Below are 10,456 nucleotides of genomic sequence, written 5' to 3'. Positions count from 1 at the left end.
GCATCACCCGAGCGAGCGAACACGCAGCCAACGTGATGCATCAAGCGATGTGGCTGTGTAGTGTTTGGGCTCCGGCTGCACCACCCGGGCCCCGCCTACTCACCGGATGAATTCAGAATTGCGCGGCCCTGAATAGCTTAGCCACAGAACGGAAGCCCGATATGGGAATGCCGAGATTCGGCATGCGGAGGTACATGAGCCGTTCGGCCGCCAGGCCGTACGGCGGAGCCCACCACCAAGACCGGCCACGCCTCCATGCTTTTGAGCGTCACGACCGGTACAACCCGAGACGCAGCTCCGCTGGTGCCGTCTAGGGTCCGCATCCTGTCCGAGAAGCCGCCTCAGCCCCGTCCAGGAGCCGACGCTCAGCAGCTGGCGGATGGATCCGCGGCCTCCCCCGCCTGGCTGCAGCCTCGCCGCTGCATGGAGCGGCGAGGCTGCAGCGCAGCCTGTAGGGGGCGCGCGCTCTAAAGATCAGATAGGCGCGGAGCTGTGACCTGCGAAAACGCAAAAGATCTATTCCCCAGCACGCATAGATCGCGGTCGAGCGGGCGGAGTTCTATGCGGCCTAGCCGACTAGATCTCTCCTGACTAGTGACACGCCGGAAGTGAATAGATCTCCCTCATAACATCACTCGTGAGGTATGTTATGCGCCTCGGTGATCATGAAGGAGAGCCAGTGGCCCAGCCCTTGAGGAGCAGTGCGCCGACGCCCGCGAGGACGTCGCCATTGGCTCCTGCGCCGGAGCTGGAGCAGGACTACGTCAACGGCCTCGAATCTGCCGCTGCCCTGCTCAGCAAGTTCAACGAGCTGTCCAAGGGCGGGAGCTTCACCTACGACCGGAAGCGCCGGCCCTACGCGTTCTACGGGACGAACCACTCCAGCGTCTCGGACGTGTTGCAGGCGAATCTGTGGAAGTTCCGGCTGACCACGGTGGCCCGGGACGTGCTGGACTACCTGGTCACGCACCACGACAAGCAGGCCCTGGTGGAGACGACCCAGGCGAAGCTGGGCGAGCACTTCTGCTGCTCGCAGACCAAGGTCAGCAAGGCCATCGGGGAGCTCACCCGACATAACTTCACCTGGAAGGAGAAGCGGGGGCTGTACCGGCTCAACCCGCTCTACGCTTACGGGTGGGGCAGCGACCACCACCGGACGCTGGTCGTGTCGCTGCAGAAGGTTCTGCTGGAGCACCAGATCGAGATTCCGACGGTCCGGAAGAAGGAGACCTCGCGATGAGCAGCCCGATTGCTGGATTCCACAACCCGCAGCTGTATGAGGTCCTGCCCAATGCGTGCCTGTCGGCGACCGCCCGGGACATCTTCGACGTGCTGACCGCCCGGCAGGAGCCCGGCGGCCTGGTCCACATCCGTCAGCAGGAACTCGCCCAGCGTCTGGGCCTCTCGCAGTCCGCGGTCTCCCGTGCGATCGGGCAGCTACGCGACAAGGGCATCATCAGCGAGCGGCAGCGCAAGGGCACACTGCTCATCCACCCGCTCCTGGCCGGATACGAGTCGCTCGCCCACATGACCAACCACATCGCGGCCCCGGACACGCACGTGTGGCCCATCAACTTCCCCGTCGGCGACATCCGCCCGCCGCGCGTGCGAGACGGGCGCACCGGCACCGACTTCGACCCGGACCCGGACGGCGGTGAGGACGCGCCCGCCCCCGAGGTACGGCCCGCCCTCCGGCTAGCCGGCTGACCCGAACCGCACCTTGCGCAGCACCACGGCGCCCCCCGACCGGGAGGGCGCCGTCGCCGTTTCCGGCCGGGCGCACCCGGGCCGGTAGCAGCAGGTGAACCGGTCCGTTCCAGATTTCTGGAACGGCCTGCTGCTGTCCCTGGCTCGCAGAGCAGCACGACGTTGCTGCACGCAGCAGATGTCGCCGCTGCACCGGCTGGGCCTGCCTGCTACCCGTGCAGCACCCTTGTCCCGCCCGGCCCAGGCAAATGCTGCGCTGCACCCCGAACACGGCCATGCTGCACCCGACGTCCACCACCAGGAGCACGAGCAGCAGCACCAGGAGCAGCGGCTACAGCACGGTGCCGGACAGGGCCCGGCGGTCCCCGGACATGGCGTAGCGGCGGGCCGCGAGGCCGTGGTCGAGGGGCTCGCCGATCTGGTCGCACAGCAGGGCCAGGACGTCGGCGGCCTCGGTGTCGGACAGGTACGCCGGGGCGACTTGGAGCATCAGCTCCCCGATCGCGTGGCTGCTGGCGGCGAGGTCGCCGACGACGCGGCGCAGCGCGGCGACGGTCGGGTCCGCCGGGCGGACTGGGCGGCCGCGGTGGCGGGGCGGTGCGGACGTCGCGGACGGCCTGGCGGACCACGGCGCGCACCATGGCGGTGTCGAGGGCCGTCAGGCCGCTGTGGGCGAGTGTGGCGAGTCGGCGGGTGATGATCTCCGCGACGGTGTCCGTACGGCCGGAGACGGCGATCAGGGCCCGCTGGGACAGGCCGTAGTCGAGTGCGGCCGCGGCGCCGGGGTCGTTGTCTCGCGTGCGGGACAGGTCGGGGCCGGCTGCGATGGCGGCGTGGATCGCGGCGAGGGTGCGGGCGACGTCGAGGAGCCGGTACGCCTAGTGCTCTGACCGGGAAGGTTCACCGGGGTCAGTACGCTGAGCGAGGCCGCGGTGGACGAGGAGGTCGGGCATGACGCGGAGACTGGGGATGGACGAGGCCGTGGGATCGCTTGAGGACGAACTGGGGTCAGGGCAGCGAGCGCTTGACGATCTGGTCACGGAAGACCTCTGGCTTGCCTTCCTCCGATTTGGCCGACGGCTGTTCGACGTCCCGGACACACCCGACGCTGACGGTCTTCTGTTCCAGTACGGGACCCACGCGTTCGACGGCCCTCCGGCGTTCACGCTGGACCTCACCCGGCAGTTCGAGATCTCCGACAGCGACGGTGATCACGACCATTACTTTCAGGTCCACTGCGAGCTCAGATACGGCGTCGCACCCGCCCTGGAGGCCCTCGGAAGCTTCGACTCGTGGTTCTTCCACGATGCCGGAGGCGATCTCGAAGAGTGGGCTCAAGGACTGACCGAGCGAGCGGCCTGGGCAACGATCCACAGACTCAAGCCGACCGAGATCAGGGTGTATCAGGAGCAGGTGTAGTCGCTCAGGCCGCCATCGTGGTGCGACGCCCTCCCCAGCGAATACCCTTCTCACTGCGGATGCGAGCACGTTCGCGTCGTTGGGCTGCGAGGACGTCGGGGTGGCGGGCGTTCTGGTTGCGCCAGCGCAGGTAGGCGTGCAGAGCCCGGGTCTGGACCGTGTGGTTGGGATGGTGCGAGTTGGCCAGGGTGAACTGCCGCAAGGGTCCGAAGTGGGCTTCGATGGGGTTGGCCCAGGACGCGTAGGTCGGGGTGAAGCACAGCTCGACCTTTTTCCGGGTCGCCCACCTGCGGATTCGCCAGTTCAGGTGGGCGGAGAGGTTGTCGAGGATCACGTAGATGGGGGCGCCGTCCGGGCGGGCGGCGCGGATAGATCGCAGCGCGGCCCAAGTGTGGTCGATGCCCTTGCGCCGCCGGTTGATCCCCCACATCTGGTCGTCGCCGACGGAGTAGCAGCCGTGGAAGTAGGTGATTCCGTGGGTGCGGCGGTAGGTCGCCGGCAGGCGGTCAGGCCTGCCTTGTTCTGCCCAGCAGGAGCCGGCGGTGGGGCGGATGCCCAGCGGGCCGAACTCGTCGAACGCGAAGGTGCGGTCCGGCCGCTCGTTGATCGCGTACTCGATCCGGGCCAGCTTGGCGTCGAAGTCCGCATCAGGGGACTCCTTCCAGGTCTTCGTGCGCTGGAAGGAGATCCCGCGGCGGGTCAGTAAGCACCGCAGAGCCTCCCGGCCGATCCGGACGGGCCGGGCTATGTTCCTGCGCAGGTGATCGGCGAGCTTACGGATGGACCAGCGGGTGAAGGGCTTGCCCAGCACGGTCGGGCGGGTGGTGGCCGTCTGGACGACAAAATCCTCGTCATCACGATCGAGAAGGCGGGGACGGCCTCCCGCCCATCGAGGGTCCAGGCATGCGAGCCCGATCTCGTTGAACTTGTGGATCACCTCGCGGACGGTGTCCTCGTCCGCCTGGACCAGACGGGCTATGACCGGGACCGTGCTGCCGCCGGCCGAGGCCAGCAGCATCATCGCCCGCCGGAACCGCACCGAGCTGGTACTGCCTCGCCGGACGATGTGCTGGAGTTTCTGCCCCTCCTGCTCGGTCAGCCCACGAACCCGAACCGGTTGCGCCATCCCGCCTCCCCACTGGTCCGGGAAAGCATTTCCAACCAGCCCGACGAGCAACCCGGCGAACCTTCCCGGTCACAGCACTAGGCGCGGCTGATGTCGAACTCAGCGTCGCGTACGACTCCCAGCTGCTGTGCCCGAGCGGGAGCCAGACGCGGGCGGCGTGGGCGGCGCGGACGCGGGCGGCGAGGACCGCGACCGTGCGCCGGACGTCGTCCATCGCCTCGCGCAGCCCGGCCGTCATCTCCCGGGCACGGGCACGGTCAGCGGCGGCCTCGCCGGTTCGGCGCCGTGCTCCTGGTCCTCGGTGTGCTCGCCCATGACTCCATCGTCCTCCGCGTCGGCGGGCACCACCAGGGCGTGTGGAAGCACGGCCGCGAACTCTCGCCTCACACCCTCACAGTTCGACCCGTCTGCCTGCGGAAACGGCCTGTGAGGCTGACAGCCTCACAGGCCCTGGGGTGGATCGGGCGGGGTGCGCCGCTTGTGGAAGACGGCTTCCTCGGGGTGGGTGGTGGTGCGGATCTTCTCCCACGCGGCGTCATGGTCGGTGCCGGTGACCCTGGCGATGTGGCGGGCCTGCCAGGAGGTGATCGGGGAGTAGAGCCAGCGGCGGCGGCGCAGCTGGGACATGGGGCCTCTTCTCGTGGACGGCGGGGTTGGTGGGTGTCAGAGGTCGGCCAGGGCACGGCCGGCGAGTTCGGCGAAGCAGGCGACGGCGAGGATCGTCGTCATGCCGATCAGGGTCGACAGAGTGAAGACGGAGGGGCCCATGACGGCGGCGGTGAACTGGAGACCGGTGAGGGCGAGACAGGTTCCCCACAGGATCGAGCGGCCCGGGAGGGCGAGCGAGCCGGCCTTGCGGGCGATCAGCAGGGGGACCGTGGACAGGAGCGCGACCGCGGCGAACACCACGGAAACGAAGAACGCCACCAGATCGTGCCAGGTGCGGTGGTGGGCGAGGGTGTAGGTCATCGAGCCGAGGTAGATGACCGCGCAGAGAACGCCCGCGACGATGGTGGCCATGACCACCGACCCCGTGGCGTCCTCGTCCGGGGTGGGCACGGAGAACGGGGGCGGGACCGGCTTGGTGGTGGGCACCACCGGGTTGTTGCTCATGCTGCTCCGCTGAGGGTCGTGGGCGGGAGCCCGGCCCTGGGGCCGGACGGGCGAGCACCGATGGTATTGGCTCGGGTGCGCACTGTTACGGCTCTTTGCGGGGGTTGGCCGAACATCGCGGGGCGCACGCCCGGTTGCCGTGCGCGGGCCGCCTGCGCCGGAGCTGCGGTGCCACGCTCGCGAGACGGTGCGTCATAGGGGGAGACAAGCGGGTGCCGCCCCGGCTCCGGGTCCTGGGGTTGGGCCGTCGGACGCACGCGGCCCCGAGCCGGTCGTCGGCCACCCGGTGACCGGGTGGATACGGTCCTGGATACGGGCTGCCGCCCGGGTGGCAACTGGAGGGTACGGCGGTGGCTACGATGCGAAACGCCCCGGCTCCCTGGCAATTCGAGTGCCAGGGAGCCGGGGCGTTGTCACCGGGTGACTACCCGATCCAGATGATGTCCAGGACGGACAGGTGGCGGGTGAGCCGGTTGATCACGTAGACGACGGACAGCTGTCCGACCGACGCGGCGCGGACGTCCTCGCCCTCCGGGTCACCGGCGTTCCACTGCGGCCAGCCCCACGGGGAGCGCGCCGCGATGTCCAGGACGTCGCGAACCATCTCCGTGGCGTGCTCGGGGAGCTCGGTGAGCGTCTTGGCGGCCTGGGCCGACAGGCGAACTGCCCACGGTCCACCAGTCACCGGCGGGCGCCGAGGACGTCGTCCAGGTCCACGAAGCCGGACTCGTCACGCCCGGAATCCATGTACGTGTCGACGGCCGGGGCCGCGGCGACGCGCAACTGCCAGGTGCGTACGACGTCGTGGAGCGGGGTGAGGCTGTAGGTGTGGCGGGAGTCGTCCAGGGCCTTGGCCCAGTCCCGCTCGAAGGCCGGCACCCAGGTTTCGGCGCGGCCGTCGGCGCGCAGCTGTGCGAGCAGCTGGGCGGCGGCGCCCGGGGCCGGCGGGGCGGGGGCTTCCTCGGGCTGCGCGCTCATTTACGGTTCCTCCTCTTCCTGCCAATGAAGCGCCCGCACACCGTCACATCGTCGTCGGTTCCCCAGCTGCAGAATCCGGCGTAGGGCAGGTCGTGTGAGGCGAGCGGGATCAGCCCGGACCATCCCTCGCCGTGCTCGCGGCACAGCAGAACACCGGCCAGGTCCGGATGCGCGTACGCCGCAATGTTGGCCTGGGGAGGGGCGTGGTCGGGCTGCGCGCTCATCGTGTCCTCCCGGCGGGTCGTCACCTCACCGTACGCGCGCCGGATCGCCGTGGATGCGGTCATGGGCAGATCCCTCCTCCGGGGTGCGGGGGCCGGATGATGTGGCCGAAGCCGAGGGCCTGGAGTTCCGTCAGCGCCATCCCAGCTCCTCCTCCCAGTCGAGGAAGTCGGCGTCCTCTTCCTCCTGGCGCTGGTAGTCGTCGGCGGCCTGGCGGTTCGCCGCGCGTTCGGCGTCGTTCTTCGGGTCCGGGTACGGGTAATTGATGCTCGCCACGAAAGGCTCCGTATTCAGTAATCCAGATCGAGGTAATCGATATCGTTGATTTCCACGTCCGACAGTCCCATAGCGCGACCGCCGCCGTCCTGGAAATACACTTCTTTAAACCCTTCGGCGATGATCCCACGCATTTCCTGGTCGCTGGCCCCGGTGTTGCGGGCGTCGAAGAGTCTCTGCGCGTATGTTGCGGGGAGGCGGACGGTGAGGCGTCGGAACCGTCCGTCATCGGTCGTGCCGACCGGGGCGGTGTAGCCGAACCGGGCGCGGGTCTCCACGGTGATGCCGGTGGCGGCGGCCTGCTTGTGGCGGCGTTTGCGGACTTGGGGTTGCCAGCGCGACCGGACGGCGTCGTCGATCTTCGAGGCGATGTCCTTGGGCGGGTGCTTGCGGGCGCCGCGCCGGTAGCGGTTCACGGAGTCCGCGGTGACACCGAGCTCGGCCGCGACGGCCATCGCGGACCCGAGTTGGCGCAGGAGGTAGTTGATGCGGCCTTGGAGGGTCTTGGGCGGTTGGCGGGTGAAGCCTTCTCGGTCGGCGCGCTCGATGGCGTCCTCGATCTCCCCCACGGCTCTACTCTCCTTCGTCCAGGACGGCGTCGCCGCCCTTGATGTGGCGGGCCGGGTTCAGCCCCTTCTCCATCAGGTCGACCGCCCACAGCATCGACTGCACCCCTTCGAGCTTGGCCAGGCCCGGGGTGGGCCCGAGCCGGAACCCGCCGGGCTGCGGCTTGCCCGAGGCGGCGTAGGGGAGGAAGTCCAGCGGCGACGCACCCGGCGAGGGGTAGACGACGCAGTCGGAGAGCACGGCGAGCGGGTACAGACCCGTCATCTTCGCCATGTTGTTGAGCTTGCGGTGCATGTTGACCCGGGCCTTGCTGATGACGGCGGCCCGGATGTCGGGGCGCCAGGTGGGCCGGGAGAGGGCCGGCCACGTCTCGCCGTCCTTGTAGTGCTTGCCCTGGGGGCGCTCGCGGAGCTTGCCGACGCCGCCCTTCACCGTGGCCTTGATCGCGGACAGGACAGCGGCCAGGGCCGGATCGTTCTGCTTGTGCTGCTCCATCGCCGCCAGGAACTGCGCGTCTGACAGGTCCTTGGTGACGCCGAGGTCGGCGAGGGTGTCGACGTAGGCGCCTCTGAGGCGGTCGTGCCACGGGTCGAGGTACGCGCCGGTCTCGCGGCGCAGGTACGCCTCGATCGGGTGCACGTCGTGCCCGAGCTCCTGGGCGTAGGCGAGGGTGTGCGTCTGGTACCAGGCGGGGCCGGTCGGCCGGGTGCCGTCGGGGGTGAACGGCGAGGGCAGGCGCGGGTCCAGCTCAATGTGGGAGAGGTCGGCCAGCCAGCTCCCGGGGATCTTCGGGTTGAACGTCGGGGCGTGGAAGTGGTCCGGGCCGCTGAGGCCGACGACCAGGCGGGCCGCGGCGGCGAGGAAGGCGGTGTTGAGGTCGAGGCCGACCGCGTACGGCAGGGTGCACTCCTCATCCGAGAGGGTGTCCACCGACCGCACCCACTGGTACGCCTCCTCGTTCAGGAAACCACCCTTCCAACCCGAGTTCACGACCACGGGGTGTTCCGGGGTGGCCTCCGGCGGCGCCGGGTCCATCGGCTCCACGCCGAGCGAGCCAGGGTTGCGGCCGGAGACCCAGTTCCCGGACTCCTCATCCCGTACGGCTTTGGTGGGCGGGCGCAGCGCCGTCATCAGCTCCAGGCCAGAGACGGCGGTGGAGCCGCGCGGGGTGATGACCCGCTGGGCGTAGACGCCGAGGACACGGGCGATGTCGGCCGGCTCCATCTCGCTCACGCCGGGCCAGGACCGGGCATCGAGGGCGTCCCAGGACAGGACCGCCAGCTGCACGCACTGCCGCTCGCGCCCCTGCGCCTTGCGGTAGACCCTGGCCCACGGCCCGAACCCCCGCTGCGTCAACTGCCACTTCGCCTTCGCCACCTGCTTGACCACCGGATGGTCCTCCGCCAGGCGCAGGGACCGGCGCTGCTCGTGGCCCTCCAGGCGCTCGGGCAGCCCCAGCTTCACGGCGGCGGCCGCGGTGAGCACGATCAGCGGGTCGGAGTCCTTGCCGTACCGGTTCAGCTTCGGCGCGCCGATCCCGGACTCGCGCAGCGTCCACTCCACCAGCTCCGGGATCGTGGTCGCCGGGCAGTCCAGCACGACGCCGCCCACCGCGTACGCGGAACCGTCGCCGTCCAGGACGGCCAGCGGGCCGTGAGGGAACCGCGGATCGGCAGCCGGGCGCGCGGCCTTCTTCGCCGCCGGACGACGCGACGACGTCGCCGGGCGGGCGGCCGGACGGGCGGGACGCTCCGGCGCGGCCGGGGCGGCGGGGGCCTGCGCGGGGGTGATGGTGTCGGTCGGCTCGGACGCGGCGGCGCCGGTGAAGGTGTCCGGGACCGGGGCGGGCTGCGGCGCGGCGGCGGGTGCCGGGGCGGCGGGAGCTCCGTGGGCGGGGTACTTCGCGGCCCACCCGTTCAGCAACCGCTGGTACGCCGACAGCCGTGGCTCCTTGGGCTCGCTCCTGCCGTTTTCGTAGTTCTTGACCGTCTGCACGGTCGACTTCAGCGCGGTCGCGAGGCGGGCCTGGGTGATGCCGGCGGCCTCACGCAGCCGGGCGCGCTCCGCCGGGGGCGGGAGCTGCGGCTCCTCCTCCAGCAATGCGTCGATGTTCGCAAACAGTTCTTCCTCGGATGCCATGGGTGGATCTCCTTTCGTGCCCTCACCCTAGCACTGTTTACCCTATCTTTTAGCCCACTTTTTAACCTGTTCGGATTCTTTGTCGAGCGGGAGGCGTGGCGCCTTTGCGCTGAAAATCGAACATGCGATCTAATTGGGCCATGGCGCGACAGCACACTTTCCCCACTGACCTCCTGGAGACCCAGACCGCCTGGTACCGCACTTACCGGTACCTCGCCGGGACCGCTGCCAGCGCGTCGGGCGCAGCCGCGCACCGCCGCCGGCTCCTCACCCTGTCCGCCCGGATCGCCGCCCACCCCTACTGGGACACCCCTGCGGGAACCCCCGCCGCCCGGCTCTCGCTGAAAGAGGCCGCCCGCACCCTCGCCGCGGAAACGGACCGCCCGCCCGGGTGACCGAGCCGGGGTACGGCAGGTGTTCACCGCCTCGCCGACCGACCACGGCCGACGGGCGCGTTCGGGAGCAGCGACATGTTGCGCATCCATGTCGGCCAGTACCGCGTCCTCTACGAGATCACCGATCGGCAGATCCGCGTCAACGTCATACACCTCGGACGCCTCCGCTGACCCCGCCCCCCTTTGCCTTTTGGTGTGTCGCCGCAGCCCGGGCCGCACGGCAGGGGAACATTAAGGCGCGTCCCGACGCGGCTCCGTCACCCGGCCCATCTCCGCCGGAACCGCCGCGGGCTGGCAGCCAGAACCTGGCCTGGCGCCGGCTGCCAGCCAGGGACCCCCAAGGCAGGCCCACCCACAGCGGTACGAAAGCGCCCACAACAGCCGCTCAGCAGGAAACCCCCGCAGCGCGGGGCCGACGGGGTAGGGACTTGTAGTCCCTGGGGTAGGGACGGACCATCCCCGCAACGCGGGGCGGAAGAGGTCCCCGGGGTAACAGCCACCAGCGCCATCGCCG

16 protein-coding genes are annotated in these 10,456 nt (G+C 69.7%); 5 read left to right on the top strand and 11 right to left on the bottom strand.

The features are described from left to right. The first annotated feature begins 730 nt into the window (after positions 1–730). Positions 731–1,240 (top strand): hypothetical protein, encoded by a 510-nt coding sequence (locus NBG84_RS40225; RefSeq protein ID WP_250924702.1) that lies wholly within the window; start codon positions 731–733, stop codon positions 1,238–1,240. Beyond that, entirely contained in the window at positions 1,237–1,707 is a 471-nt protein-coding gene (locus tag NBG84_RS40220; RefSeq protein WP_250924701.1) for a helix-turn-helix domain-containing protein, read from the top strand. Before NBG84_RS40225 ends, NBG84_RS40220 begins: the two co-directional genes overlap by 4 nt. Before the next feature lie 331 nt (positions 1,708–2,038). Here NBG84_RS40220 and NBG84_RS40215 read toward each other — a convergent pair whose 3' ends face one another. Then, entirely contained in the window at positions 2,039–2,197 is a 159-nt protein-coding gene (locus NBG84_RS40215) for a hypothetical protein (protein ID WP_250924700.1), read from the bottom strand. A gap of 461 nt (positions 2,198–2,658) precedes the next feature. Here NBG84_RS40215 and NBG84_RS40210 point away from each other — a divergent pair, with 461 nt between their 5' ends. Next, a complete protein-coding gene (locus NBG84_RS40210) occupies positions 2,659–3,126 on the top strand; it encodes a hypothetical protein (RefSeq protein WP_250924699.1) in 468 nt (155 codons plus the stop codon). 4 nt (positions 3,127–3,130) lie between these two features. On the opposite strand, the gene NBG84_RS40205 is transcribed toward NBG84_RS40210, so the two are convergent. The 10 genes from NBG84_RS40205 to tap form a co-directional block, all read right to left on the bottom strand. Further along, positions 3,131–4,252 carry an IS630 family transposase gene (locus NBG84_RS40205; protein ID WP_250924698.1) on the bottom strand — a complete coding sequence of 374 codons (1,122 nt, stop codon included), beginning with the start codon at positions 4,250–4,252 and terminating at the stop codon, positions 3,131–3,133. A 234-nt stretch (positions 4,253–4,486) separates the two neighbouring features. Continuing rightward, complete coding sequence (locus tag NBG84_RS40200; protein WP_250924697.1) at positions 4,487–4,639, bottom strand: hypothetical protein; 153 nt, start codon at positions 4,637–4,639, stop codon at positions 4,487–4,489. Positions 4,640–4,693: 54 nt separating this feature from the next. Next, on the bottom strand, positions 4,694–4,879 hold the full coding sequence (locus NBG84_RS40195) for a hypothetical protein (RefSeq protein WP_250924696.1): 186 nt from the start codon (positions 4,877–4,879) through the stop codon (positions 4,694–4,696). A 36-nt stretch (positions 4,880–4,915) separates the two neighbouring features. After that, positions 4,916–5,365 carry a hypothetical protein gene (locus NBG84_RS40190; RefSeq protein WP_250924703.1) on the bottom strand — a complete coding sequence of 150 codons (450 nt, stop codon included), beginning with the start codon at positions 5,363–5,365 and terminating at the stop codon, positions 4,916–4,918. A 424-nt stretch (positions 5,366–5,789) separates the two neighbouring features. After that, positions 5,790–6,050: a hypothetical protein gene (locus NBG84_RS40185; RefSeq protein ID WP_250924695.1), complete on the bottom strand. Its 261-nt coding sequence runs from the start codon at positions 6,048–6,050 to the stop codon at positions 5,790–5,792. Then, positions 6,047–6,343, bottom strand: a complete 297-nt coding sequence (locus tag NBG84_RS40180) for a DUF6247 family protein (RefSeq protein WP_250924694.1) — start codon at positions 6,341–6,343, stop codon at positions 6,047–6,049. Before NBG84_RS40180 ends, NBG84_RS40185 begins: the two co-directional genes overlap by 4 nt. Further along, entirely contained in the window at positions 6,340–6,630 is a 291-nt protein-coding gene (locus NBG84_RS40175; RefSeq protein WP_250924693.1) for a hypothetical protein, read from the bottom strand. Before NBG84_RS40175 ends, NBG84_RS40180 begins: the two co-directional genes overlap by 4 nt. Before the next feature lie 67 nt (positions 6,631–6,697). Further along, the gene (locus NBG84_RS40170) at positions 6,698–6,841 is read right to left on the bottom strand and encodes a hypothetical protein (RefSeq protein ID WP_250924692.1); all 144 of its coding nucleotides are present in this window, start codon (positions 6,839–6,841) and stop codon (positions 6,698–6,700) included. Between the two features lie 14 nt (positions 6,842–6,855). Next, complete coding sequence (tpg, locus tag NBG84_RS40165) at positions 6,856–7,410, bottom strand: telomere-protecting terminal protein Tpg (protein WP_250924691.1); 555 nt, start codon at positions 7,408–7,410, stop codon at positions 6,856–6,858. Positions 7,411–7,414: 4 nt separating this feature from the next. Then, positions 7,415–9,547 carry a telomere-associated protein Tap gene (tap, locus tag NBG84_RS40160; protein ID WP_250924690.1) on the bottom strand — a complete coding sequence of 711 codons (2,133 nt, stop codon included), beginning with the start codon at positions 9,545–9,547 and terminating at the stop codon, positions 7,415–7,417. Between the two features lie 140 nt (positions 9,548–9,687). Between tap and NBG84_RS40155 the strand changes: the two genes are divergently transcribed. Further along, a complete protein-coding gene (locus NBG84_RS40155; protein ID WP_250924689.1) occupies positions 9,688–9,942 on the top strand; it encodes a hypothetical protein in 255 nt (84 codons plus the stop codon). Between the two features lie 75 nt (positions 9,943–10,017). Continuing rightward, positions 10,018–10,113: a type II toxin-antitoxin system RelE family toxin gene (locus NBG84_RS40150; RefSeq protein ID WP_250924688.1), complete on the top strand. Its 96-nt coding sequence runs from the start codon at positions 10,018–10,020 to the stop codon at positions 10,111–10,113. Positions 10,114–10,456 lie beyond the last annotated feature (343 nt).

The organism is Streptomyces albipurpureus (assembly GCF_023701525.1).
Taxonomy (GTDB): domain Bacteria; phylum Actinomycetota; class Actinomycetes; order Streptomycetales; family Streptomycetaceae; genus Streptomyces; species Streptomyces albipurpureus.
Note: the sequence above shows the minus strand (reverse complement) of the source record. Positions and strands in the feature narration are given on the sequence as shown.